Raw genomic sequence first — 25,019 nt, 5'->3', positions numbered from 1 at the left:
GGCCGACACCTCGGTCATCAAGGCGCTGCGCAAACTGCGGATGCCGCAGACGCAGCGCAACCGCGAGCTCGGCTTGCTGCTCTTCGCGTTCGTCATCAACGCCGCCGCGCTCGCCCTCGTGCAGCTCGGCAAGAACGACGCGATCGACTCCTCGTTCCTGATCTACTGCGCCGTGCTCGACGCGGTCGCGCTGGCGATCCACGTGGTGCTGCGCCTGCGCGCACGCGACGCCGATCCCTTCGTCGTTCCAATCGCGACGCTGCTGTCGGGCATCGGCATCGCCATGATCTACCGGATCGACCTCGAGGGCACCTCCGCGGGCTGGGACATGCTTGCCGTGCGCCAGATCGTCTGGTGCGCGATCGCCCTGGTGGCCGCTCTCATCGTGGTCATCGCCCTGCGCAACTACCGCGTGCTGTTCCGGTACACCTACGTCTTCGGGTTCGCCGGCATCGCCCTGCTGCTCCTGCCGTTCATCCCCGGCCTGGGTGTCGAGGCCGGCGCCGACGTCTGGGTGTCCATCGGCGGAATCGTCTCGTTCCAGCCGGGAGAGCTGGCGAAGATCGCCCTGGCGATCTTCTTCGCGGGTTACCTCGTGCGCACGCGCGAATCGCTCACATCGGTCGGCACCCGTTTCCTCGGTATCACGTGGCCGCGCGCTCGCGAGCTCGGCCCGGTGCTGGTCATCTGGGTGATCTCGCTCGGGATCATCGTGCTCCAGCGCGACCTCGGTACCGGAACCCTGATCTTCGGCATGTTCATCGCGATGCTCTACGTCGCGACCGGCAAGACGAGCTGGGTGATGATCGGCCTGAGCCTCGTGGTGGCCGGCGGTGCGATCGCCTCGCAGGTGCTCCCCTACGTCGAGGGGCGATTCCAGAACTGGCTGAACCCGTTCGACCCGGCGAACATCGACGCGGCCGGCGGTAGCTTCCAGCTCGTGAACGGCCTCTACGGTCTCGCGAAGGGCGGCTTCATCGGCACGGGACTCGGCCAGGGCCGCCCGTGGATGACGCCACTCTCGCAGAGCGACTACATCTTCCCCAGCCTCGGTGAGGAGCTGGGCCTCATCGGCCTCTTCGCCCTGCTGTGCCTCTACATGGTCTTCACGAGCCGCGGCGTCCGCATCGGCCTGGCCGGTCAGGACGACTTCGGCAAGCTCCTCGCGACCGGCCTGTCGTTCACGATCGCGCTGCAGGTCTTCATCATGGTCGGCGGCGTCACTCGCGTCATCCCGCTCACGGGGCTGACGACGCCGTTCCTGGCTGCCGGCGGATCGTCGCTCGTGGCGAACTGGATCATCGTGGCCCTCCTCCTCCGCATCTCGGATGCGGTTCGCTCTCGACCCCGGGTGGTGATCGGATGACCAAGGAACTGCGGCGACTCAGCTTCGTGATGCTGGCGATGTTCCTCGCGCTGTTCATCTCGACCAGCTGGATCCAGGTGATCCAGGCCCAGGCGCTGAACGAGAACCCGGGCAACCGGCGAACGCTGTACGACTCTTTCGAGGTGCAGCGCGGGTCGATCATCGCGGGCGGCTCGGTCGTGGCGGCATCCGTGCCGAGCGGCGATATCTACTCATGGCAGCGCCAGTACACGGATGCCGCCATGTGGGCGCCGATCACGGGCTGGATCAACCCCGTGCTCGGCTCACCTGCATCAGGGATCGAGCAGATCATGAACCAGTCGCTCTCGGGCACCGATGACACGCAGTTCCTCGCCCGCCTCGAGCAGATCATCTCGGGTGCACCCGCGCGCGGGTCGAACGTGCTGCTCACGATCGACCCCCAGATCCAGCAGGCCGCGTTCGACGCCCTGCAGGGGTACGAAGGCGCCGTCATCGCGAGCGACCCGTCCACCGGACGCATCCTCGCGATGGTCACGAGCCCGAGCTTCGACACCAACCTGCTGGCATCGCACGACTCGGCCGGCGTCAACGCCGCTTACGACGAGCTCGCGGCGGACCCGCTGAAGCCGCTGTTCAATCGCGCCATCGGCGGCGACCTCAACCCGCCTGGGTCGACGTTCAAGCTCGTCGTGACCTCCGCCGCGCTGTCGTCGGGAAAGTACACGCCCGAGTCGACGTTCCCGAACCCTGCGACCTGGACGATCCCCGGTACGAGCAACACGCTCCACAACTTCGACCTCGGCACGTGCGGCCCCGGCGACACGGTCACCCTCGCGACCGCGCTCCGACTCAGCTGCAACATCCCGATGGCCGAGCTCGCCGTCGAGCTCGGAGACGACGCCATCCGCGAAGAGGCCGAGAAGTTCGGCTTCAACAGCGAGATGGAGATCCCGCTCCCGGCCGCCGCATCCGAGTACCCCCGCGGACTGAACGACGCCCGCACGGCGCTCTCCGGCTTCGGGCAGGGCGACGTCACCGCGACACCGCTGCAGATCAACCAGGTCTCGGCAGGCATCGCGAACGGCGGGATGGTGATGAAGCCGCAGTTGCTCGACTCCGTCGTCGCACCCGATCTGACCGTGCAGGAGAAGTTCGAGCCGAGCGAGTTCCAACGCGCTCTCAGCACGGATGTCGCTGAGCAGATGCGCACGCTCATGGTCGCCAATGTCCGTGACGGTGCGGCGAGCGGTGCAAGAATAGACGGCGTCGATGTCGCCGGAAAAACGGGCACTGCGGAGCACGGTCCAGGCGATCCGTACACGTTGTGGTTCACCGGCTTCGCGCCGGCGGACAACCCCCAGGTGGCCGTCACAGTGATGGTCGAGAACGGGGGCGGCCAGGGGCAGGCCGGGACGAGCAGCGGGATCGCAGCCCCCATTGCGAAGAAGGTTATCGAGGCGGTGCTGAACAGATGAGACCCATGCAAGGCGTGAGCTTCGGCGGGCGTTACGAACTGGATTCGCGGATCGCGATCGGCGGTATGGGCGAGGTGTGGGAAGCCACTGACCACGTCATCGGCCGCACCGTCGCGATCAAGATCCTCAAAGACGAGTACATGGGCGACCCCGGGTTCCTCGAGCGCTTCCGCGCCGAGGCCCGCCACGCCGCACTCGTGAACCACGAGGGCATCGCGAGCGTCTTCGACTACGGCGAGGAGAACGGCAGCGCGTTCCTCGTGATGGAGCTCGTTCCCGGTGAGGCACTGTCCACGATCCTCGAGCGTGAAGGCTCGCTGTCGTCGGACAAGACGCTCGACATCGTCGCCCAGACCGCGTCGGCCCTGCAGGCCGCTCACGCGGCGGGCCTCGTGCACCGCGACATCAAGCCGGGCAACCTGCTCATCACGCCCGACGGTCGCGTGAAGATCACCGACTTCGGCATCGCGCGCATCGCCGACCAGGTGCCGCTGACTGCGACCGGTCAGGTCATGGGCACGGTGCAGTACCTCTCCCCCGAGCAGGCCTCGGGGCACCCGGCGTCCCCGGCGACCGACATCTACTCGCTCGGCATCGTCGCGTACGAGTCCGTCGCGGGCAAGCGCCCGTTCACGGGCGAGTCGCAGGTCGCGATCGCCATGGCGCAGATCAACGAGCAGCCCCCGCCGCTTCCCGCCACCGTCTCCGACCCGGTGCAGAGGCTCATCCTCGCGATGATCGCCAAGAAGCCCGACGACCGTCCGGCCTCCGCGTCGGCCGTCGCGCGCGCGGCATCCGCTCTCCGCCGCGGCGATCTGGCCGCCGCCCACGCCGCTGTCCCGGCGATCGTGGCCGGTGCCGGCACGAGCGACGTGACGCAGCTGCTCCCCGCCGAGGGAGGCGACACCGCGACGCTGCTGCTCCCGGCCGGGGCCGCCGCGGCCGGTGCCGGGCTCGCGGCCGCGGGTGCGGCGGGCGCCGCGTCCGAAGCGGCCGCCGTGGACGACAACCTGACCGAGACCCCCAAGCGCAAGCGCAGCCGGTGGACGTGGCCCCTCGTCGCTCTCATCGCCCTGCTCGTCATCGTGCTCGGCGGCACCCTGTTCGCCCTGCTGTCCGGCAACGGCGACCCCGAGCCCGCTCCCACGACGCCGACCGAGTCGGCGCCCTCGACCCCGGCCAACACGCCGTCGACCCCGGCGAGTCCGAGCGCGGCAACGACGATCAACGTCGACGGGCTGGGGCTGACGGGGCGTTCGTGCGAGGACGCCCTCGCGGTCGCCGCTCGCGCGGGCCTCGAGAACGTCACCTGCGCACCCGGGAACCCCGCTCCGAGCGAGGACCAGGTCGGACAGGTCTACGACGTCGTCCCGCTCGGCAACGTCAAGGCCACCGATTCGGTGACCCTGACCTCTTACGCGGAGCAGAGCCCGCTCGGCGCACCCTCCGCTCCGACGATCCAGTCCAACGGTCAGACCGCCACCAGCGTCACCGCCGGCTCCACCGTGCAGGTGATGTGGTCGAGCTACTCCTGCCCGGCAGGTCTCACGCCTTCGGAGTACCGCTTCACGGTCTCGGGCGGCACGTTCGGCAACGGCCAGACCACCTCGAGCTTCAGCCTGAACCAGCGTCCCGCGCCGGTCACGGTCGGAGACTCCGGCGCGCTCTCCGTCACCTACACCGTGACCTGTGCGGGTGAGAGCGGCGACCGCACGTCGCCCGCCTCCCCCGAGGCGGCCGCCACGATTCAAACGGCGCCTTCTCCGACCCCCAGCCAGAACGGCAACGGCGGCAACAACGGTGGCGGAAACGGCAACGGCGGAAACGACGACTGACCCGGTTCGACCATGAGTCCCACATCCGAGTACGAGTCGAACGCAGGGAGTGACGTGTCGGCAGAGCAACGTGTGCTGTCAGGGCGCTACCGCATCGACGAGCCCATCGGGCGCGGCGGAATGGCGAGCGTGTATCGGGGATACGACGTGACCCTCGGGCGCGACGTGGCCATCAAGGTGCTCAAGCGCGAGCTGGCGGACGACCCCGGTTTCCGCATGCGGTTCCGTCTGGAGGCCCAGGCGGCATCGCGGATGGCCCACCCGTCGATCGTGCGCGTGTTCGACGCCGGGGAGGATACCGAGATCGACCCCGACGGCAGCGAGCACTCCGTGCCGTACATCGTCATGGAGCTCGTGACGGGCCGCCTGCTCAAGGACATGGTCGAAGCCGGACCGCTCTCCGAGGAGGACGCCGTGCGCTACGTCGACGGCATCCTCGAGGCCCTCGAGTACTCGCACCGCGCCGGGGTCGTGCACCGCGACATCAAGCCCGGGAACGTCATGATCACCGACGCCGGGAACGTCAAGGTGATGGACTTCGGCATCGCCCGTGCAGTTTCGGACTCGTCGTCCACGGTTGCCGAGACGACCGCGATCATCGGCACGGCCGCCTACTTCTCCCCCGAGCAGGCCAAGGGCGAGCCCGTCGACGCGCGCGCCGACCTCTACTCGACGGGTGTCGTGCTCTACGAGCTGCTCACCGGCCGCGCGCCCTTCCGTGGCGAGACGCCGGTGGCGGTCGCCTACCAGCACGTCAGCGAGGCGCCGCTGCCGCCGTCGGAGATCGTCGACGAGGTACCGCGGGCGCTCGATGCGGTCGTGCTGCGTGCCCTCGCGAAGAGTCCGTTCCAGCGATTCCAGGACGCCACGGAGTTCCGGGCCGCGCTCGACCAGGCGGTCGGCGGCAAGCAGCCGACGAGGCGTCAGATGGGCGCTCTTGCGAGCGAGCTGTACGGACCGGATCCGCGTCACGCGGCCGAGACGGCGCGGTCGCTGCGTCAGCTCAGCACCGACAACACCATGCGCCGTACGCAGTCCGGCCCGCCCGTGAGCTGGATCTGGGCCGGCGTTGCAGTACTGGCGGCGCTGCTGATCGCGGTGCTCATCTGGGTGCTCGCCTTCCGCGACACCGGGACGACCGTTCCCAGCACCTCGCGCACCGTCCCCGAGGTCTCCGGGAAGTCCTGGGACCTCGCGGAGAACCTGATCGAAGAGGCGGAGCTCGATCCCGTCCGCTCCGACCGCAGCGACGACGCGGTGCCGGCAGGCGACGTCATCGGCACCGAACCGGCCGCGGGTATCACCCTGTCCCCCGGACAGCGCGTCACCGTCTACGTCTCGACCGGCCAGGAGATGGCCACCGTCCCGACGCTGCAGAACCTCTCACGCACGGAAGCGACCGAGGCGCTGCAGCGCGCCGGACTGCAACTGGGAACCGTGCGATCCCGCAACGATCCGACCCTGCCCGCCGGCACGGTCATCGAGGCCTCCGCTCCCGAGGGCTCAGCGCTCGCGATGGGATCGTCGGTGAACCTCGTGGTCGCGAGCGGCACCGTGACCCTGGTCGACCTCACCGGGTACACCGTCGAGGCAGCCGAGCGCGAGCTCCAGCAGGAGTCGCGTCAGCTGATCCCCGAGGTGGTCGAGGATCCGGGCTGTGCCGCGGATGCCGGCGGACGCACGGTCTCGTCGCAGTCGCTTGCACCGGGCGAGGTGCCGATCGGATCGACGGTCACCCTCCGGGTCTGCACCGGCAGCTGAGAGCAGCGCCTCGTCCGATCAGGCAGCGCCGACATCCCGTCGATGCGGATGCAGCCGGGCGCCACGCTCCCGCGCGGTGATCAGCCCGAGCGAGCCCAGCCAGTTTCCCAGCATCCGGTATCCGCCCTGAGTCAGCACGGACTCGGGGTGGAACTGGACGCCGACGATGGGTGCGCCTCGGTGGGCGATCGCCATGACGGTGCCGCCCGGGGCCAGCGCGGTCACCCGCAGCTCGGCCGGCAGCGTCGCTGGGTCGACGGCGAGGGAGTGGTACCTGCCCGCCGTGAAGGTGTCGGGCAGTCCGTCGAAGAGGAACGACCCGTCGTGCCGCACGTCCGAGGTCATCCCGTGCATGAGCTCCGGCGCCTCGCCCACGGTGGCACCGAAGGCGACGGCGATCGCCTGATGACCGAGACACACCCCGAGCAGGGGAACCGCGGATGCCGCGGCCGCCCGTACGACGGCGATCGATGCACCCGCGTCCTCGGGAGTCCCGGGCCCGGGCGAGACGAGGACGCCGTCGTAGCCTGTCAGGACGCGTGAGGGGTCGAGGACGGCATCCGACTCCACCATCTCGGTCTCGGCGCCGAGTTCACGCAGATAGCCGACGAGGGTGTGGATGAAGCTGTCGTGATTGTCGATCACGAGGACGGCGGTCACCCTACCGTCGACTCCTCGCCGGGGGCGAAGAACGGCGCGACGGCGGGGAACACCCAGAAGAAGAGTGCGTAGACGGCCGCGGCCGCGAGGATGAGCAGGAAGACCACCCGGAGCCACCACGGCCCGGGGAGAACTCGCCACAGCGCTCCGTACATCAGGCGGAGACTCCCTCTGTCAGCGACGCCGGCGGTCCCGCCGAGGTCGGGGTGAACTCTTCGAAGACCGCATACGAGATGATGCGCTCGAGCATGTTGAGCTTCGGCGCGCAGCTCGTGAGGGTGAGGTACTTGCCGTTGGCGCTGACATCCACCTGCTGCGGAACCGGGTTGAGCACCTCGATGGCGGTGTCCTGCACGTACTCGACGTTCCGGAAGCGGTAGGTGTACCACCCGTCCTGGGTCTGAATGACGATCGCGTCGCCGACGACGAGCCGGTCGACCGGGTCGAAGGGCGCACCGGAAGTCCAGCGGTGCGCGGCGACCGCCATGTTGCCGTCGGCGCCCGGCATCGCCGATCCCTCGTAGTGACCGATGCGCCCCTGGTCGAGGATCGCCTTCTTGCCCGTACCGTTGGCGATCGTGAACTGCCAGTCGGAACCGAAGCGCGGGACATACATGATGCCGAACTCGGCGCCCGGTTCGGGCTCGGCCAGCACGGGAATCGCCGCAGGGTCTGCCGGCCCGGATTCTCCGGTGGGCGTCGGAGCCTCTTGCGCCTGCGTCTGCCACTGCTGCGCCAGCGCGGCGGCCTCGGCTTGCTTCTGCGATCCGATGATCATGTCGCCGAACCACATCTGCCAGCTCACGAAGAGCAGCATCACGACACCCGCGGTGAGGAGGAGCTCGCCGAACACGCTGATCACACTCGCGCGTCGCCGCGGACGCACCTGCGACCGACGTGAGCGTCGGGTCGGCGTACGGGTGCTCTGCACAGTCGCAGAGTTTATCCCTCGGCCCTGGAAGATCTCACTGTGGCGACGAGCCCACGGACCGAACCGGGCGTCGGCACGTCGATCCAGAGCCGGATGCTGCCGGTTCTGGCACCTGCGCCGTTCACGACGGCGGCTCCTCCGAGGTCATCGAGCAGCGGATGCATTTCGGCCGCGATCGACTGCGGCAGGTATCCGACGCCACGGCCGTTCGAGAAGGCGGCGACGTTGCCGCTGCCCCGAGATGCGTCCACCTCGGTACGCAGGACATAGGCACGCGGATGACGGCTCTGTCGCTCACGGTCGTTGACCAGATAGTGGGTACGTTCCAGTCTCACCGCCCGCGACGGCAGTCGCCGAAGATCCGGCAGGTCATCGTGCCGGCTGACGCGACCGGTTACTGCGTGGACGATCTGTTCCCACCATGCGGGCATATCGGCCCCTCTCGATTCGGCATGCCGTCACCGAGGCGGAGCACTCCCCTACTTTCTCACGGCGGGCCTGTGGGAGTCCTGACGGGTGAGCCCGGGCGCTTCGAGGTCCGACGGCTAGGATTCTCCCATGGCATCTTCGAGCGACCACGACGACCCGACCGTGGAGCGACGCCCCGCAGATGACGCACCTAACCCGGTCTGGTTCAAGCCGATCATGCTGGGACTGATGCTCATCGGACTCGTGTGGGTGCTCGTCTTCTACCTGAGCAACTCCACCCTCCCCGTTCCCGGCATCGGCGGCTGGAACCTGGTGATCGGTTTCGGAATCGCCTTCGTGGGCTTCCTCATGACCACGCGGTGGCGCTGACCAGTTCTCCACATCGGGTGAATCACACCGGTGTGATTCCATCCCCACCTGGGGATAGACCTGTGGATAACTTTCGTCAGTACAGCGCGAGCGGCACGGCGAGCAGGGCGACCAAGGCCGCCGCGGTGGCGCCGAGCAACCAGATCTGGAGCTTCCGGCGCCGGATCGTCCGTGTGCGCGCGTAGATCAGTCCGACTAGAGCGCCCGCAGCCAGTCCGCCCACATGCGCCTGCCACGAGATCTGGACGCCGCCCCCGCCGCCGAGCCCGCTCGTGAGCAGGGGCAGGAACGTGATGACGAGGTTGATCCCGAGGACGACGGCGATGCCTGTGATGTTCGCGCCGATGTGACGGCCGATCACGAGCAAGGCGCCGAAGAGTCCGAAGATCGCGCCCGATGCTCCGACGACCGCGGACGTGAAGCCGAACAGGACGACCGCGACGGATCCCCCGAGGCCACTGAGCACGTAGAGCCACAGGAAACGACTGCGTCCGAGCATCGGTTCGAGGCTGCGCCCCAGCATCCACAGCGCGAGCATGTTGAGCCCGACGTGCCAGAAGCCGCTGTGCACGAACAGCACCGTGAACAGCCGCCATGGCTGGAAGGTCCCGCTGAACTGCGGGTAGAGCAGCGGCGGGTACAGCGCCAGAAGCGACTGCACCGCCGCGCCCGCGCCGGGAATGAGTCCCACGACGAAGGCGAAGAACGTCACGCCGATGATCCCGTACGTGACCAACGGCCGGGAATCGTCGGAGCGCACCGCACGCAGGATGCGCGGTGCACGGCGGGGACGCGGCGCGCCCGAGCTCTTCTGCTGATCACGCAGACATTCGGGGCAGATCACACCGACGGGCATCTGCGTCTGGCATTCCGCGCAGATGGTGCGCAGGCACCGCTGGCAGAGCACGAAGCTCTGTCGATCGGGATGCCGGTAACAGAAGTTGTCGGGGTTGCTCCGCAGCTCGGACGCGCTCACGTACCGCCTCAGACCGTGACGACGTCGATCGACGAGATGACCACCGGGTCGACCGGACGGTCCTGCGCGCCGGTCTTCACCGAGGCGATCGTGTCGACGACCTGACGCGACGCGTCGTCCGCGACCTCGCCGAAGATGGTGTGCTTGCCCTGCAGCCAGGGGGTCGGGTCGGTGGTGATGAAGAACTGCGAGCCGTTCGTGCCCTCGGCCTTGCCGGTGATCGCGTTGCGGCGCAGTCCGGCGTTGGCCATGGCGAGGATGTAGGGCTTCTGGAAGTCCAGCTCGGGGCTGATCTCATCGTCGAAGTTGTAGCCGGGGCCGCCGATGCCCTGGCCGAGCGGGTCGCCGCCCTGGATCATGAAGTTCGGGATGATGCGGTGGAAGATGACGTCGGTGTAGAGCGCGCCCTCGCCGGGCTTGCCCGTGGCGGGGTCGGTCCACTCCTGCGAACCGTCGGCGAGGCCGATGAAGTTCTTCACCGTACGGGGGGCCTGGTCGCCGAAAAGGTTGACGACGATGTCGCCGTGGTTGGTGTGGATCGTCGCTACTGCGGTGTGCTGAGGCATGTGTGCCATTCTCGCACCTGTCAATGCCCTGCTGGCTGGAGCGCTCTCTGGCAAGATGAGGGAAAACGTCCCACGATGCAGGGAGGGCCCACGTGAGCCTCAGCCGCAAGCGCAAGAAGCAACTCCGCAAGCTCCAGAAGCAGGCAAACACCCTGTGGGAGTCGCAGCAGGTCCTGATGGGAGAGGCCGCCAAAGTCGCACGCGACGCCGGCCACCAGCTGGGCAACTACAACCGCGAGCACGTCAAGCCCGCCGTTCAGAACACCTACGAGCAGTACGCGGCGCCGTACGTCGACAAGAGCGTCCGCGCCACCCGCAAGGTGTACAACGGCGCCCTCATCCCCGCCGCTGGTGCCGTCGTGGGCGGCGCCCTCTCGGTGTGGGATGCCGCGAACGACACGCGTGAGCGCCTCGCCCACGGCCGCGGCGTCGACCTCGACCTGACGTCGGTCAAGAAGAAGGCCGCCAAGTACGGCAAGAAGGCGACGAAGAAGTTCCAGTCGCGTGCCGCACTGCCCGAGCCGAAGAAGAAGCGTGGCGCCGGTGGCGTCATCGCCCTGGTCCTCGGTGTCGCTGCCGCCGCCGGCGTGCTCTACGCCGCATGGCAGACGCTCCGCGCCGACGACGAGCTGTGGGTTGCCGACGACCCGCTGCGCGCTCCCGACGCCTGAATCGGATGACCGACGATCTCGAGCCCACGTCTCGGGTCCGCCTCGCTGCGGCCGAGCGTGGGCTCGATGTCGTCGTGCGACCGCGTCCGGACGCTTCCAGCCTCGATGAGGCCGCAGCGCTCCTCGGACTCGAGCCCGACGACATCGTGAAGACTCTCGTGGTCAAGCGCAGCGACGACACCTACTTGTTCGCGCTCGTCCCGGGCGACCGGGTGATCTCATGGCCGAAGCTCCGGGCGCTCGTGGGAGTCAACAAGCTGCGCCTGCCCGAGCCTGAGCTCGCCCTGGCGGCCACCGGTTACGAACGCGGCACGATCGTGCCCATCGGCAGCACTCACGACTGGCCGGTCTTCGCCGATTCGTCCATCGCGGGCCGACGCATCGCGATGGGTGCCGGCGCGCACGGGTACAGCCTGTTCGTCGACGCCGATGCTCTCATCGCCGCCTACGGCGCGACTGTCGCCGACATCACCGAGCAGCGTTCGCTCTGACTGTGTCGGATCGCCCCGCCGCAGGTCGCAGTCGCCCCGACAGTGCGAGTGCGAGCGCCGCGAGTGAGGCGGTCACGGCGAAGACGGTCGCGATCGCTGCAGGAAGGCTCTCGGCCGCGCCGGCCGCTGACGCGACGATCGCTCCGCCCACGCCCGCGATGACGGCGGTGGCGAGCGTCTGAGCCAGTTGCAGCGCACTGCTGACCTGGCCCTGCTGTCCGTCGGGGGCCTGTTCCATCGTGTCCGTGGTCGACGCATTGAAGGCGATGCCCATGCCCAGTCCCCCGATGGCCCAGCCACCGATCGCGCACCACCCGGGGACCGCCTCCACCAGAGCGGTGACGGCGATAGCGACTGTGCCGATGAGGAGAACGGCCGCTCCCCCGACAACCGCGCGCGAACGGCGACCGTGATGGCGACGGTCCCACCGGGCCTGGAGCAGCGAACCGGCCACCCAGGTCAGGGCGCCCGCTGAGAGCGCCAGGCCCGCCGCTGCCGGAGTCTGCCCGCGCAGTTCCTGGAACGCGAGCGGGAGGAACGCCTCGCTGCCGAAGTAGGCGCCACTGAGGAGCAGGCGAACGATCACGCCGGCTCCGAGACCGGCGCGGGCGGACAGCGTTCCCTCCGGCGTCACCCGGCGGAACGCGACGAGCGCGACGCCGAGCCCCAGGATCGCACCGACCGCCATCAGCACGAGGTCTGCGAGCAGCAGAGCCTGGAGCAGCAGCGCCGTTCCGAGGGTGAGCAGGAGCGAGCTGGCGAGGGGCCCACGCCACCACTGCGCTCCACGGGCGGTCGTCTTCTGCGCGTGAGCCGGGCCGGCGTCCGCCACCCGGCGCAGTCGCGGGAGCGTGAGCGCCATGGCCGCGATGATCAACGGCACCATCGAGACGAACACCCACCGCCAGCCCACGAGGTCGGCGGCTATCCCCGCCAGGAGCGGCCCGACGAGTGAGGGAATGGTCCACGCCGACGACAGCAACGCGAACATCTGCGCTCGGAGCGACTCCGGATATGCGCGCCCGATCGCGGTGTAGCTCGCAGCCATCACCGCCCCGACGCCGATTCCCTGGACCACCCGCCCGAGCAGGAAGAGCGACCACGAGCCCGAGACACCGGCGATCATGCACCCCGCGAGGAAGACCAGCATGCCGAGCGCCAGCGGACGCGCCGCTCCCCGCCGATCGGCCATGTAGCCCGCGGTCACGGTTCCCACGATGTTCGCGAGCATCAGCGCCGACAGCCCCCACCCGTAGGCGCCGAGCCCGTCGAGGTCGCGGGCGATCAGGGGCAGCACGGTCGCGACACCGAGCGACTCGAAAGCGACCATCCCCACGGAGAGCAGGATGCCCGCGGTGAGCCCGCGGTGGCGGGCATCGAAGACCCCGCTCCGCGCAGTGGACGACGGCGACGACGCGCTTCCCCGATGTTCCGGCATCTCTGAACCCCTGGACCGATTTATGTTTGATGTTAGAACACAATATAAACGACTATCGTGTGACCGTGGCTTCCTCCACTTCCGATGCTCGCGGCGCCCGCCCCAGCCGCGGCCGGCCTCGAGATCCGCGCATCGACGAGGCGATCCGGCGTGCGACGCTCGAGGTTCTCGCCGAGCGCGGTTACAGCGGCCTGACGCTCGAAGACGTCGCCGCGCGGGCGGGAACGAACACCCCGGCGCTTCGCCGCCGGTGGCGATCGCGACAGCACCTCATCGTCAGCGCGCTCTTGGACCGGCTGGGCGCGGCACCCACACCCGACACGGGATGCACCCGGTGCGACCTCATCGAGGGAATCGGCTCTCTCAGCCCGTCCTTCGACGAGGAGATGGGTCGCTCGGTCCTTCCGGCGCTCGTAGCGGACCTCGCGCACGACCCGGAGCTCGAGACGCAGTTCTTCGACCGGCTGTTCCATCCCCGCCGCGCCTCCAGCGAAGCGGCGCTGCGGCGAGGCATCGAGCGCGGCGACATCCGCCCCGATGTCGACATCCCGCTGATCCTCGACACGCTCGCCGCGCCCGTCTACTACCGGATGCTGTTCGGGCACCTGCCGGTGACGCCGACGCTGGCCGAAGAGGTGGTCGCCGTCGTCATGGACGGGATCGCCATCAGCACGGGCGCGGAGAACCACGCGCACTCCTGACTTTCCGCGATTGTTGCGCGGGTTGTTACATTCCGTCCAAGTTTCCGAGCAGGCCCTTCGCAAAACGCTCTCAGGATGCTTTGATGCCAGTGGGTACCCACCATTCATTCCCCCCGATGGAAGGACATCCCGTGAAATCAACGACCCGTTCGGCTCTGGGCATCGCTGCCCTGAGCCTGGCATTCACGAGCATCATGACGGCTCCGGCGTCGGCTCAGACACCCGGGCCCGACGATGGTTCTGGCGGCGTCGATCCTGGCCTGCTCTCCGCGATGGCAGAAGAACTCGGCACGGACACCGCCGGCGCCCTCGACGTCCTCGCGTTTCAGGACACCGCGAACGCAACGACCGCAATGCTCGCCGATGAGACGGGGGCCGCGTATGCGGGCTCGTGGCTCGACGAGTCGACCCGCACCGTCTATACGGCGGTGACGACCGCTGACGCGCGGCAGGCAGCCGAGAATGCGGGCGCCGTCCCCGTCGAGGTCACATACTCGATCGACGATCTCGAAGCGATCTCCGCCCGCCTGTCAGAAGGCGGACCCGTCGGCGACGTGACGTCGTGGTGGATCGACGTGACCACCAATCAGGTGGTCGTCGAGACTCTCGGGGATGCGGCGGCATCCGAGGTCGCGTCGCAGATCGGAGCCCCCGCGGACGCGGTGCGCGTGGAGACCACGGCCGAGGCGCCCGAGACGTTCGCGACCATCCAGGGCGGGATCGCCTACACGATCAACGGCACCTCGCGCTGCTCGGTCGGCTTCGCCGTCGAGGGCGGGTTCGTGACCGCCGGCCACTGCGGCCGGGCGGGGGCGTCGACGAACTACGGCACTTTCCGCGGCTCGAGCTTCCCGGGCGATGACTACGCCTGGGTCGCGACGCCTTCGCACACCCCCGTCGCGACCGTCTCCGACTACGCGGGCGGCGCCGTCGCCGTCGCCGGATCGACGCCCGCAGCCGTCGGCGCGACCGTATGCCGCTCCGGATCCACGACCGGCTGGCACTGCGGTCAGGTGCAGGCCTACAACAGCAGCGTCCGCTACGCGGAGGGCACCGTCTCGGGCCTCATCCGCACGTCGGTCTGCGCCGAGCGCGGAGACTCCGGCGGTTCGCTGCTCGCCGGGAACCAGGCGCAGGGCGTCACCTCCGGTGGATCGGGCAACTGCAGCACCGGCGGCACGACGTACTTCCAGCCGGTGAACGAGATCCTGCGGGCGTACGGTCTGAGGCTGCTCACGCGCTGACGTACGCGCCGGCGAAACAGTGACGCCGGGTATCCGTTGGAACGGATACCCGGCGTCTTATCTGTGGAGCCTAGGAGATTCGAACTCCTGACATCCTGCTTGCAAAGCAGGCGCTCTACCAGCTGAGCTAAGGCCCCGAGGGGGTTCGGGGTGGGGCTACCAGGACTTGAACCTGGGACCTCTTCATTATCAGTGAAGCGCTCTAACCGCCTGAGCTATAGCCCCGTACCGACGCGCTTCACGCGCCGGCAACCTCCAAGACTTTACCCGATGATCCGGGAATCTACTAATTGGAGGTGAAGCCGACGAGCAGGCCGCCGGTGACCTTGACCATCACGTTGTAGATGCCCGCGACGACAGCGCCGAGCACGGTGATGACGATGAGGTTGAGGATGGCCACGACCGCCGCGAACGCCATGACCTGCGGCAGGTTCAGGAACTGCTTGATCGAGAAGTCGCCGTTCGAGAACGCCACGAAGAGCTCGTCCACCCGGTCGATGAGACCGGTGGTGCTGAGCACCATGAAGACGAGGAAGGTCGCGACGACCGTGACGATCGCCAGGGCCACGGCCGCCAGGAACGACAGCTTCACGGCAGACCAGAAATCGACGTAGACGAGGCGCAGGCGGACCTGCTTGGCGCTGGTCTTGCTCGTGGATTTCTTGGCGAGTTTGTCGGCGACCGTGCTCATGCGTCAGAACCACTCTCTTCGGTATCCGCGGACGGGGGTGCATCCGGGGCGGTGGCATCCTCGGATGCCGCGTCTTCGGTCAGTCCACGCTCGCCGTTCCGGGCGATGGCGAGGATGCGGTCGTCGTCACCGAACCGGGCGAAGACGACGCCCATGGTGTCGCGACCCTTGGCCGGGACCTCGGCCACGGAGGAGCGTACCACCTTGCCGCTGGCAAGAACCACGAGGACCTCGTCGGTCTCCGACACGATGAGACCGCCCGCCAGCACGCCTCGATCGTCGTTCAGCTTGGCCACCTTGATGCCCAGGCCGCCTCGGCTCTGGGTGCGGTACTGGTCGACCGAGGTGCGCTTGGCATAGCCACCGTCGGTGACGACGAACACGTAGCCCTCGTCGCGCACGACCGATGCCGACAGCAGGCTGTCGTCCTCGCGGAACGAGATGCCCTTCACACCCTCGGTCGATCGGCCCATCGGACGCAGCGCGTCGTCAGTGGCCGCGAAGCGCAGCGACATCCCCTTGCGTGTGATGAGCAGGATGTCGTCGCCTTCGTCGACGAGCAGAGCGCTGACGAGCTCGTCGCCGCCGGTCTCGTCGTCCTGACCGCGCAGGCGGATCGCGATGACACCGCCCTGGCGGTTGGTGTCGTACTCGGTCAGCGCGGTCTTCTTGACCTTGCCGTCACGGGTCGCGAGCACCAGGTACTGCGCAGCGGCGTAGTCGCGGATGTCGAGGATCTGCGCGATCTCCTCACCGGGCTGGAGGGCGAGGAGATTCGCGACATGCTGGCCCTTCGCATCGCGACCGGCCTCGGGAAGCTCGTACGCCTTGGTGCGATAGACGCGGCCCTTCGTCGTGAAGAACAGCAGCCAGTGGTGCGTCGTCGTGACGAAGAAGTGCTCGACGACGTCATCCGCGCGCAGCTGGGCACCCTTCACGCCCTTGCCGCCGCGGTGCTGCGAACGGTAGTTGTCGCTCCGCGTGCGCTTGATGTAGCCGTCACGTGTCACCGTGACCACCATCTCCTCTTCGGGGATGAGGTCTTCCATCGACATGTCGCCGTCGAACCCGTGGAGGATGTGCGTGCGCCGCTCGTCGCCGTACTTGTCGACGATCGCGGTCAGCTCCTCGCCGATGATCGAGCGCTGGCGTGCGGGGGTGGCGAGGATGTCGTTGAGGTCGGCGATCTTCAGCTCGAGCTCGGTCGCCTCGTCGATGATCTTCTGACGCTCGAGCGCGGCGAGGCGGCGCAGCTGCATCGACAGGATCGCGTCGGCCTGCAGGTCGTCGATGTCGAGAAGGGTCTTCAGTCCCTCTCGCGCCTCCTCGACCGTGGGGGAGCGGCGGATGAGCGCGATGACCTCGTCGAGTGCGTCGAGCGCCTTGAGATATCCGCGCAGGATGTGCATGCGCTTCTCGGCCTCGTTGAGGCGGTAGCGCGTGCGACGGACGATGACCTCGATCTGGTGGGTGATCCAGTGCGAGATGAAGCCGTCGAGCGGGAGGGTGCGGGGCACGCCGTCGACGATCGCCAGCATGTTGGCGCCGAAGTTCTCCTGCAGCTGCGTGTGCTTGTACAGGTTGTTGAGCACGACCTTCGCGACGGCGTCGCGCTTGAGCACGACCACGAGACGCTGGCCCGTGCGGTCGCTGGTCTCGTCGCGGATGTCGGCGATGCCGGTGATCTTCCCGTCACGCGCGAGGTCGCGGATCTTCAGCGCGACGTTGTCGGGGTTCACCTGGTACGGCAGCTCGGTGATCACGAGGCACGTGCGACCCTGGATCTCTTCGACCTCGATGACGGCGCGCATCGTGATCGAGCCTCGACCGGTCCGGTACGCCTCGCGGATCCCCTTCGTGCCGAGGATCTGTGCCCCGGTGGGGAAGTCGGGACCGTGGATCCGCGACATCAGCGCTTCGAGGAGCTCCTCACGCGACGCGTCCGGGTTCTCGAGCGACCACAGCGCGCCCTCGGCGACCTCGCGCAGGTTGTGGGGCGGGATGTTCGTGGCCATGCCGACGGCGATACCGACCGAACCGTTGACGAGCAGGTTCGGGAAGCGCGAGGGCAGGACGACAGGCTCCTGCGTCTTGCCGTCGTAGTTGTCCTCGAAGTCGACGGTGTCCTCGTCGATGTCGCGGACCATCTCCATGGCGAGAGCCGCCATCTTGGTCTCGGTGTACCGGGGGGCCGCGGCGCCCTGGTTGCCCGGCGACCCGAAGTTGCCCTGCCCGTCTGCAAGCGGGTAGCGCAGCGACCACGGCTGCACGAGGCGGACGAGCGCGTCGTAGATCGCGCTGTCGCCGTGCGGGTGGTACTGACCCATGACCTCGCCGACGACGCGGGCGCACTTCGAGTAGCTCTTGTCGGGGCGGTATCCGCCGTCGTACATGCCGTAGATGACACGTCGGTGCACGGGCTTGAGGCCGTCCTCGACGCGGGGGAGCGCTCGTCCCACGATGACGCTCATCGCGTAGTCGAGGTAGCTCCGCTGCATCTCGACCTGGAGGTCGACCTGGTCGATGTTGCCGTGGTTGTGGGCAGGAGTGAGGTCGGGACGTTCTTCGTCAGACATACGTTCTCAGTTTCTCGATGTCGCTCGGCTCGATCAGATGTCGAGGAAGCGGACGTCCTTGGCGTTGCGCTGGATGAAGGTGCGGCGGGACTCGACGTCCTCGCCCATGAGCACCGAGAAGATCTCGTCGGCGGCAGCCGCGTCGTCGATCGTCACCTGGCGCAGGGTGCGCGTGCTGTGGTCCATCGTGGTCTCCCACAGCTCCTTCGGGTTCATCTCGCCGAGACCCTTGTAGCGCTGGATGCCCGACTCCTTCGGGATGCGCTTGCCGTTGGCGAGCCCGTCGGCCAGGAGCGCGTCGCGCTCCTTGTCGCTGAACACGTACTCGTGATCGGCGTTGGTCCACTTGAGCCGGTACAGCGGCGGCATCGCGAGGTAGACGTAGCCCGCTTCGATGAGCCCGCGCATGTAACGGAACAGGAGCGTCAGGAGCAGCGTCGTGATGTGCTGCCCGTCGACGTCGGCATCGGCCATCAGCACGATCTTGTGATAGCGCGCCTTCTCGACGGCGAAGTCCTCGCCGATGCCGGTGCCGAACGCCGAGATGATCGCCTGGATCTCGTTGTTGCCGAGGGCGCGGTCGAGCCGCGCCTTCTCGACGTTGAGCACCTTGCCGCGGAGCGAGAGGATCGCCTGGGTCTCGGGATCGCGGCCGCGCACGGCCGAACCGCCGGCCGAGTCGCCCTCGACGAGGAAGATCTCGGAGATCGACGGGTCCTTGCTCGTGCAGTCCTTGAGCTTGTCGGGCATCGACGCCGACTCGAAGACGCTCTTGCGGCGGGCGGTCTCACGCGCCTTGCGAGCCGCGAGGCGCGCGGTCGCGGCATCCACGGCCTTCATGATGACGCGCTTGGCCTGAGCGGGGTTCCGGTCGAGCCAGTCGGTGAGCTGGTCGCCGACGATCTTCTGGACGAATGCCTTCGCCTCGGTGTTGCCGAGCTTCGTCTTGGTCTGGCCCTCGAACTGCGGCTCGGAGAGCTTGACGGAGATGACGGCGGTCAGACCCTCGCGGATGTCGTCACCCGTGAGGTTGTCGTCCTTCTCCTTGAGCAGGCCCTTCTCGCGGGCGTAGGCGTTGACGCGCGTGGTCAGCGCGGCCCGGAAACCCTCTTCGTGCGTGCCGCCCTCGTGGGTGTTGATCGTGTTCGCAAACGTGAACACGTTCTCGGTGTAGCTCGTGGTCCACTGCATCGCGAGCTCGAGCGAGATGTGACGCACCGTGTCTTCGGACTCGATCTCGATGATCTCGTCGTTGACGACCTCGCTCTTGCGCAGCTTGTTGAGGTACTCGACGTAGTCGACGAGGCCCCGCTCGTAGTGGAAGTCGTCGTGACGCTGCTGCGACTCGGATCCGCCTTCCTCGAGGTCGACGACGACGGCCGCCTCGGGGCGCTCGTCGGTCAGCGTGATGCGCAGCCCCTTGTTCAGGAACGCCGTCTGCTGGAAGCGCGTGCGAAGCGTGTCGTAGTCGAAGGCGATCGTCTCGAAGATGTCGCCGTCGGGCCAGAAGGTGACCGTCGTTCCGGTCTCTTCGCTGTCCTCGCCCTTGGCGAGGGGAGCCTGCGGCTTGCCGCCGTCGGCGAAGGTCTGACGCCACACCGAGCCCTGACGCTTGATCTCGACCTCGAAGCGCGTCGAAAGCGCGTTGACGACCGACGATCCGACGCCGTGGAGCCCACCGGAGACGGCGTACCCGCCGCCGCCGAACTTTCCACCGGCGTGCAGCACGGTCAGCACGACCTCGACGGTCGACTTCGTCGGGTCGGAGGCGTGCGGATCGACCGGGATGCCGCGGCCGTTGTCGACGACGCGAAGACCACCGTCTTCGAGGATCGTCACGTGGATCGTGTCGCAGTAGCCGGCCAGCGCCTCATCGACGGCGTTGTCGACGATCTCGTAGACGAGGTGGTGCAGGCCACGCTCACCGGTGGATCCGATGTACATTCCCGGACGCTTCCGGACCGCCTCGAGGCCCTCGAGCACCTGGATCGCGTCAGCGCCGTACTCGTTCGGGACCTTGGCCGAGGTCGCCTCGGCCGCGTCGGGGGTTTCGGGGTCTTCGGGAACGCTGTCGGGATTCTGAGACGTCATAGGTTTCGAGCGCTCCACATCGGTTCGGTCAGTCCCGTCCAGTCTACCCTTTCAGGCGCTCCCACGCGGCGCTCAGCGCCCGTATGGCGAACGAAAGTCGGATTCGACGACTGGGGACGTGGCTCAACCGTAGGTATCGCGAGGGCCACGGCCTGGAACGGCTCTGGGGCCCCATTTCCAGGAGGGGACGTCCGGGCCTACGAAACGCACCGACTGCACGCCCGACTGTGGGAACGCTTTCACGAGTTGCGTCGTGATGACGGTACGCATGAGGTGGAGGTTCTTCGCCCACGCCGTCGAGTCGCACTGCACGGTCAGAACGCCGTCGGAGAGCGCAACCGGGGAGGCGTGCCGCGCGGTCTCCTCGCCGGCGACCTCCGCCCACCGCAGCACGAGGTCTTCGCGCGAGAGCTGCGCGTCCCATCCGGCCTGACGAGTGAGGTCGGCGATCACGTCACCGAGCCCCTTCGGATCGCGCCCGGAGGTGAAGGGCTGGTTCTCGTCGTCGTCGGTCCGCTGCCGCCGGCGTTTCTTCCACCGCCCCGACGGTTCGAGCCCGCGGAGGCGGAGATAGGTGGAGATGGTCTCGGGAGCCTCGTCAGACGGCAGCATCGGAATCCTCATGCAGCGTGCCCGCCTCGACCCGGACGGTGCGGGCCCGCAGACCGAGGGGAACGTCTTCGGCGACCGCCGCCGTGACGATGACCTGCTCGTAGTCGGCCACGATGCCCGCCAGCCGCGATCGACGATCGGCGTCGAGCTCGGCGAAGACGTCGTCGAGGATGACGATCGGATCACCCAGCGTGGACTCGGCTCGCAGCAGCTCGGCCGATGCGAGCCGCAGCGACAGCGCGACCGACCACGATTCGCCGTGCGACGCGTAGCCCTTCACCGGCAGATCGCGGATGCGCAGGATCAGATCGTCGCGATGCGGGCCGACGAGCGTGATGCCGCGCTCGAGCTCGGTGCTGCGACGATCGGCGAGGGCGGCACGGAAGAGCTGCTCGATCGCCGCGGCGTCGGCGACACCGGATTCGGCGGGGGAGTCGTCCTCTTCCGGGTCGGCGCCGCCCACCGACAGTGCCCACTGCAGCTGGGGGCGGTGATCGGCACCGGCGATGGCGGCGTAGGCGCGAGCGACGGGGCCGGTGAGTTCGGCCGCCAGCCGCAGGCGGGCGCGGATGACGTCGGTGCCGAGGGTGACGAGCTTGTCGTCCCACACCTCGAGCGTCGAAAGGCCGTCGCCCCGGATGCCGCGCGCGCGGGCCGACTTCAGCAGTGCGTTGCGCTGTTTCAGGACCCGGTCGTAGTCGGCGAGCACACCCGCCAGACGCGGTGCGCGCTGGATGAGGAGCTGATCGGCGAAGCGACGACGAGCCGAGGGATCGCCTCGGACGATCTGCAGGTCTTCGGGCGCGAAGAGCACGACCTGTGCGTATCGGGGGAGCTCAGCGGTGCGCACCGGTGATCCGTTGACGCGGGCCTTGTTCGACCCGGCGCGATTGAGCTGCGCTTCGAGCTGCACCCGACGCTGTCCGTGGGCGAGCCGGGCCCGGACGAAGGCGGCATCCGCGCCGTCGCGCACCATCGGCGCGTCCTGCGAGACCCGGTGCGAACCGAGCGTCGCGAAATACCCGATCGCCTCGGCGAGGTTGGTCTTGCCCTGGCCGTTACGGCCGACGAACACGTTCGCCCCGGGAGCGAGAGAGAGCTCGGCGGTCGCGTAGTTGCGGAAGTCCACCAGGCTCAACTGCTCCACGATCATCAGATCACCCTAGTTCGCGTCTCCGACAGCCCACCGCGGTGGGCCCTGCCCCGGACGATCAGCGCAGGAGCAGGTTGGGCTGCAGGAGGTACTTGAACGACTCGACGCCGCCCGACGTCTGGGGCGTGATGAGGATCGGGCTGAGCTTGTTCGCGTTCTCGCTCGACGTGAACGTGACACGCGTGAACTCGCTCTTGACCGCCGCGAGCGCCTCGAGCAGGTACTGCGGGTTGAGGCCGATCACGACCTCCTCGCCGGTCAGCGTCGCGTCGACCGATTCGGTCGCGCGCGCCTGCTCGGTACCGGATGCGTCCATCGAGACCCCGTCGGCACCGAACGTGAAACGCAGCGGAGCGGAGCGATCGAGCACCAGGGCCACGCGGCGCACGGCTTCGATGAGCTCACCCGTGTTGACGACCGCGTGGTGATCGGTCGCCTCGGGGAACAGGCGCCGAACCGGCGGGAAGTTGCCCTTGATCAGCAGCGACGTGACCGTCTTGTTGCCGGCCGTGAAGGCGATGATCTCGCGGTCTCCCGATCCCGAGAACGAGACGGTGATGTCACCCGAGTGGGCGAACGTCTTGCCCACCTCGGTCAGGGTGCGCGCCGGGACGAGAGCCGTGGTCGTGTTCTCGTCGGCGACGATCCCGCTGTCGAACGGGATGTCGCGGAGCGCGACGCGGTAGCGGTCGGTGGCGACGAGGCTGAGCTGCGTTCCGGTCACCTCGAGCTGGACACCGGTCAGAACGGGAGTCACGTCGTCGCGCGATGCCGCGAAGGCGACCTGCGAGATCGCCGTGGCGAAGTCCTCGGCGGGCACGACACCGGATTCGCCCGAGACCTCGGGGATCGCGGGATATTCCTGCACCGGCATCGACGCGAGCGTGAAGCGCGCCGAGCCGCATGTGAGCAGGATCCCGTCGTCGTCGACGGCGATCTGGATCGGCGCGTTCGGCAGACGGCTGGCGATCTCCGACAGCAGACGGCCGTGCACGAGGATCGTGCCGGGTTCGTCGACCGTGGCCTCGATGGTCGTGCGTGCGGACGCCTCGTAGTCGAAAGCCGACAGCGAGAGACCGGTGTCGGTGGCTTCGATGAGCACACCCGCGAGGATCGGCTGCGGGTTGCGCTGGGGGAGGAGCTTCACGACGAACGACACAGCCTCGCTGAAGACGTCGCGATTGACCTGGAACTTCACTGGCGCTCCCTTGTCGTGGATGAAAGCTCTCCCATGCTAGTGCCCATCCCGAGCGGTTCCTGAAGCACCGTTGCGACCGGCCTCATCGCCGTCGAGGTGATCGAATCGCAAAATCTCTAGATGTAACTGTCTTCTTCATCTCCGCTGTGGAAACTGTGGACAACTCGCTCGATCCCAGTCGAGAGAGGGGAACCACACGTTTGTAACTTGTGAGCCGGCTGCGGATGGGCGTGGGATGACGTCGAGCGCCGACGGTCGCGGCTCGAGTGGCGATCCACAGGAGATGTGTGATTCGTTCACAAGTCTTCGACGACGAATCGAAGTTATCCACAGGTTTTCCACACTGTGCAGAACCGCATGATGGGCCGTCGTGCGAGCCCTGTCAAGCTGGGCTCAGCGACGGCCGAGCTGCGAGGTGATCTCGGAGACCTGGTTGTAGATCGAGCGGCGCTCCTTCATGAGCTCGCTGATCTTCTTGTAGGCGTACATCACGGTCGTGTGGTCGCGGTTGCCGAAGAGCTGACCGATCTTCGGCAGCGACAGGCTCGTGCGCTCGCGGCAGAGGTACATCGCGATCTGCCGGGCGGTCGCCACGGCCTGCGATCGGCTCGAGCCGTAGAGGTCGTCGACGGAAAGGCGGAAGTACTGCGCGGTCGCGTTGATGATGTCGGTGGGAGAGATGACGTTCGCGTCATCCTGATCCACGATGTCGCGCAGCACGGTCTGCGCGAGGGAGATGTCGAGGTTCGAGCGGTTGAGGCTCGCGAACGCCGACACCCGGATGAGGGCGCCCTCGAGCTCGCGGATGTTCGACGAGACCTTCGTGGCGATGTACTCCAGGACGTCGTCGGGAACGAGGAGGCGCTCGGACTGCGCCTTCTTCCGCAGGATCGCGATACGGGTCTCGAGGTCGGGGGCCTGGACGTCGGTGATCAGGCCCCACTCGAAGCGGCTGCGCATGCGGTCTTCGAAGCCGGTCAGGTGGCGAGGGGGCACGTCGCTCGTGATCACGACCTGCTTGTCGTGGTCGTGGAGCGTGTTGAAGGTGTGGAAGAACGCTTCCTGGGTCTCGGCGCGACCCTGCAGGAACTGGATGTCGTCGATCAGCAGGATGTCGACCTCGCGGTAGCGCGCCTGGAAGGCCGATCCGCGGTTGTTGGCGATCGAGTTGATGAAGTCGTTGGTGAACTCTTCGCTCGAGACGTACCGGACGCGGATGCCGGTGTACAGGTTGAGCGCGTAGTCGCCGATCGCGTGGAGCAGGTGCGTCTTGCCGAGCCCCGAGTCGCCGTAGATGAACAGCGGGTTGTACGCCTTGGCCGGAGCCTCGGCGACGGCGACGGCGGCCGCGTGGGCGAAGCGGTTGGACTGGCCGATGACGAAGTTGTCGAACGTGTACTTCGGGTTGAGCCGGGTGTCGTGGCGGGAGGTCGAGACGGGGGCCTCGACGTACTCTTCGCCGGCCGGCCGCAGCGGCGCGGGCGCGGCCGCGGACTGGACCGGGATCGGGGCCGTCAGGTGGGCGTCGGCGAGCTCGGGATTCACGACGACGCGGTAGCTCGAGGCGCCCGGCTCGACGTGCACGTGCGCGAGGGCCTCCATGATGGGCTGACGCAGTCGCTTGTTGAGCTGAGCGGCGGTGAGGTCGTTCGGAACGTCGAGGTAGAGCGTTCCTCCCATGACACCCTGTGCGACGGCGAGACTCAGGAACCCCTGCATCTGGGGGGTCACCCGGTCATCGTCGGCGAGCAGGTCGAGGACCGCGTTCCACACCGGGACGTCCGGGAGATCGTGCTGAGCCAA

At 67.8% G+C, this 25,019-nt stretch carries 23 protein-coding genes and 2 tRNA genes; 9 read left to right on the top strand and 16 right to left on the bottom strand.

The window, feature by feature from the left end; genetic code table 11:
* Window positions 1-40 precede the first annotated feature (40 nt).
* The 4 genes from C1N74_RS00125 to pknB are packed head-to-tail and all read left to right on the top strand — an operon-like array spanning window position 41 to window position 6,419.
* Window positions 41-1,366, top strand: a complete 1,326-nt coding sequence (locus C1N74_RS00125) for an FtsW/RodA/SpoVE family cell cycle protein (protein WP_137750915.1) — start codon at window positions 41-43, stop codon at window positions 1,364-1,366.
* Window positions 1,363-2,823, top strand: a complete 1,461-nt coding sequence (locus C1N74_RS00120) for a penicillin-binding protein 2 (RefSeq protein ID WP_137749709.1) — start codon at window positions 1,363-1,365, stop codon at window positions 2,821-2,823. The genes C1N74_RS00125 and C1N74_RS00120 overlap by 4 nt, the downstream gene beginning before the upstream one ends.
* Entirely contained in the window at window positions 2,820-4,658 is a 1,839-nt protein-coding gene (locus C1N74_RS00115) for a serine/threonine-protein kinase (protein WP_064955283.1), read from the top strand. The genes C1N74_RS00120 and C1N74_RS00115 overlap by 4 nt, the downstream gene beginning before the upstream one ends.
* 12 nt (window positions 4,659-4,670) lie before the next feature.
* Window positions 4,671-6,419, top strand: coding sequence for a Stk1 family PASTA domain-containing Ser/Thr kinase (gene pknB, locus C1N74_RS00110; protein ID WP_181405562.1), 1,749 nt, complete (start codon window positions 4,671-4,673; stop codon window positions 6,417-6,419).
* 18 nt (window positions 6,420-6,437) lie between these two features.
* Here the strand turns inward: pknB and C1N74_RS00105 are convergent, their stop codons facing one another.
* From C1N74_RS00105 to C1N74_RS00090, 4 genes are all read right to left on the bottom strand, one after another.
* On the bottom strand, window positions 6,438-7,079 hold the full coding sequence (locus tag C1N74_RS00105; protein ID WP_137749708.1) for an aminodeoxychorismate/anthranilate synthase component II: 642 nt from the start codon (window positions 7,077-7,079) through the stop codon (window positions 6,438-6,440).
* Complete coding sequence (locus C1N74_RS00100) at window positions 7,076-7,234, bottom strand: hypothetical protein (RefSeq protein WP_023953408.1); 159 nt, start codon at window positions 7,232-7,234, stop codon at window positions 7,076-7,078. The genes C1N74_RS00105 and C1N74_RS00100 overlap by 4 nt, the downstream gene beginning before the upstream one ends.
* On the bottom strand, window positions 7,234-7,941 hold the full coding sequence (locus C1N74_RS00095) for a class E sortase (RefSeq protein ID WP_309147415.1): 708 nt from the start codon (window positions 7,939-7,941) through the stop codon (window positions 7,234-7,236). Before C1N74_RS00095 ends, C1N74_RS00100 begins: the two co-directional genes overlap by 1 nt.
* An 80-nt stretch (window positions 7,942-8,021) precedes the next feature.
* Window positions 8,022-8,441 carry a hypothetical protein gene (locus C1N74_RS00090; RefSeq protein WP_023953412.1) on the bottom strand — a complete coding sequence of 140 codons (420 nt, stop codon included), beginning with the start codon at window positions 8,439-8,441 and terminating at the stop codon, window positions 8,022-8,024.
* 127 nt (window positions 8,442-8,568) lie between these two features.
* Here C1N74_RS00090 and C1N74_RS00085 point away from each other — a divergent pair, with 127 nt between their 5' ends.
* On the top strand, window positions 8,569-8,808 hold the full coding sequence (locus C1N74_RS00085) for a cell division protein CrgA (RefSeq protein ID WP_023953414.1): 240 nt from the start codon (window positions 8,569-8,571) through the stop codon (window positions 8,806-8,808).
* A gap of 76 nt (window positions 8,809-8,884) precedes the next feature.
* Here C1N74_RS00085 and C1N74_RS00080 read toward each other — a convergent pair whose 3' ends face one another.
* Both C1N74_RS00080 and C1N74_RS00075 read right to left on the bottom strand, forming a co-directional pair.
* Window positions 8,885-9,784: a rhomboid family intramembrane serine protease gene (locus C1N74_RS00080; protein WP_023953416.1), complete on the bottom strand. Its 900-nt coding sequence runs from the start codon at window positions 9,782-9,784 to the stop codon at window positions 8,885-8,887.
* An 8-nt stretch (window positions 9,785-9,792) separates the two neighbouring features.
* The gene (locus C1N74_RS00075; RefSeq protein ID WP_036304728.1) at window positions 9,793-10,350 is read right to left on the bottom strand and encodes a peptidylprolyl isomerase; all 558 of its coding nucleotides are present in this window, start codon (window positions 10,348-10,350) and stop codon (window positions 9,793-9,795) included.
* A 92-nt stretch (window positions 10,351-10,442) separates the two neighbouring features.
* Between C1N74_RS00075 and C1N74_RS00070 the strand changes: the two genes are divergently transcribed.
* Window positions 10,443-11,021: a hypothetical protein gene (locus C1N74_RS00070; RefSeq protein ID WP_023953420.1), complete on the top strand. Its 579-nt coding sequence runs from the start codon at window positions 10,443-10,445 to the stop codon at window positions 11,019-11,021.
* Window positions 11,022-11,026: 5 nt separating this feature from the next.
* Window positions 11,027-11,512 (top strand): aminoacyl-tRNA deacylase, encoded by a 486-nt coding sequence (locus C1N74_RS00065; protein WP_064955286.1) that lies wholly within the window; start codon window positions 11,027-11,029, stop codon window positions 11,510-11,512.
* Here C1N74_RS00065 and C1N74_RS00060 read toward each other — a convergent pair.
* Complete coding sequence (locus C1N74_RS00060) at window positions 11,490-12,950, bottom strand: MFS transporter (protein WP_137749707.1); 1,461 nt, start codon at window positions 12,948-12,950, stop codon at window positions 11,490-11,492. The genes C1N74_RS00065 and C1N74_RS00060 overlap by 23 nt on opposite strands.
* Window positions 12,951-13,015: 65 nt before the next feature.
* Between C1N74_RS00060 and C1N74_RS00055 the strand changes: the two genes are divergently transcribed.
* Complete coding sequence (locus C1N74_RS00055) at window positions 13,016-13,651, top strand: TetR/AcrR family transcriptional regulator (protein WP_219994747.1); 636 nt, start codon at window positions 13,016-13,018, stop codon at window positions 13,649-13,651.
* 131 nt (window positions 13,652-13,782) lie between these two features.
* Complete coding sequence (locus tag C1N74_RS00050) at window positions 13,783-14,895, top strand: S1 family peptidase (protein ID WP_258317951.1); 1,113 nt, start codon at window positions 13,783-13,785, stop codon at window positions 14,893-14,895.
* Between the two features lie 64 nt (window positions 14,896-14,959).
* Here the strand turns inward: C1N74_RS00050 and C1N74_RS00045 are convergent.
* The 9 genes from C1N74_RS00045 to dnaA form a co-directional block, all read right to left on the bottom strand.
* A tRNA-Ala gene (locus C1N74_RS00045) sits at window positions 14,960-15,032 on the bottom strand.
* A gap of 14 nt (window positions 15,033-15,046) precedes the next feature.
* Window positions 15,047-15,120: transfer RNA gene (locus tag C1N74_RS00040), tRNA-Ile, on the bottom strand.
* 61 nt (window positions 15,121-15,181) lie between these two features.
* Complete coding sequence (locus C1N74_RS00035; protein ID WP_023953427.1) at window positions 15,182-15,586, bottom strand: DUF3566 domain-containing protein; 405 nt, start codon at window positions 15,584-15,586, stop codon at window positions 15,182-15,184.
* Entirely contained in the window at window positions 15,583-18,162 is a 2,580-nt protein-coding gene (gyrA, locus tag C1N74_RS00030; RefSeq protein WP_023953428.1) for a DNA gyrase subunit A, read from the bottom strand. Before gyrA ends, C1N74_RS00035 begins: the two co-directional genes overlap by 4 nt.
* Before the next feature lie 33 nt (window positions 18,163-18,195).
* Complete coding sequence (gene gyrB, locus C1N74_RS00025) at window positions 18,196-20,253, bottom strand: DNA topoisomerase (ATP-hydrolyzing) subunit B (RefSeq protein ID WP_023953429.1); 2,058 nt, start codon at window positions 20,251-20,253, stop codon at window positions 18,196-18,198.
* A gap of 123 nt (window positions 20,254-20,376) precedes the next feature.
* On the bottom strand, window positions 20,377-20,865 hold the full coding sequence (locus C1N74_RS00020; protein WP_023953430.1) for a DUF721 domain-containing protein: 489 nt from the start codon (window positions 20,863-20,865) through the stop codon (window positions 20,377-20,379).
* Window positions 20,852-22,018 (bottom strand): DNA replication/repair protein RecF, encoded by a 1,167-nt coding sequence (gene recF / locus C1N74_RS00015; RefSeq protein ID WP_137749706.1) that lies wholly within the window; start codon window positions 22,016-22,018, stop codon window positions 20,852-20,854. Before recF ends, C1N74_RS00020 begins: the two co-directional genes overlap by 14 nt.
* Window positions 22,019-22,076: 58 nt before the next feature.
* Window positions 22,077-23,216: a DNA polymerase III subunit beta gene (gene dnaN / locus C1N74_RS00010; protein WP_023953432.1), complete on the bottom strand. Its 1,140-nt coding sequence runs from the start codon at window positions 23,214-23,216 to the stop codon at window positions 22,077-22,079.
* A 393-nt stretch (window positions 23,217-23,609) separates the two neighbouring features.
* Window positions 23,610-24,935, bottom strand: a complete 1,326-nt coding sequence (gene dnaA / locus C1N74_RS00005) for a chromosomal replication initiator protein DnaA (protein ID WP_233494942.1) — start codon at window positions 24,933-24,935, stop codon at window positions 23,610-23,612.
* Window positions 24,936-25,019: the final 84 nt, after the last annotated feature.

The sequence above is a fragment of the Microbacterium sp. SGAir0570 genome (assembly GCF_005491085.2).
GTDB lineage: Bacteria > Actinomycetota > Actinomycetes > Actinomycetales > Microbacteriaceae > Microbacterium > Microbacterium arborescens.
Note: the sequence above shows the minus strand (reverse complement) of the source record. Positions and strands in the feature narration are given on the sequence as shown.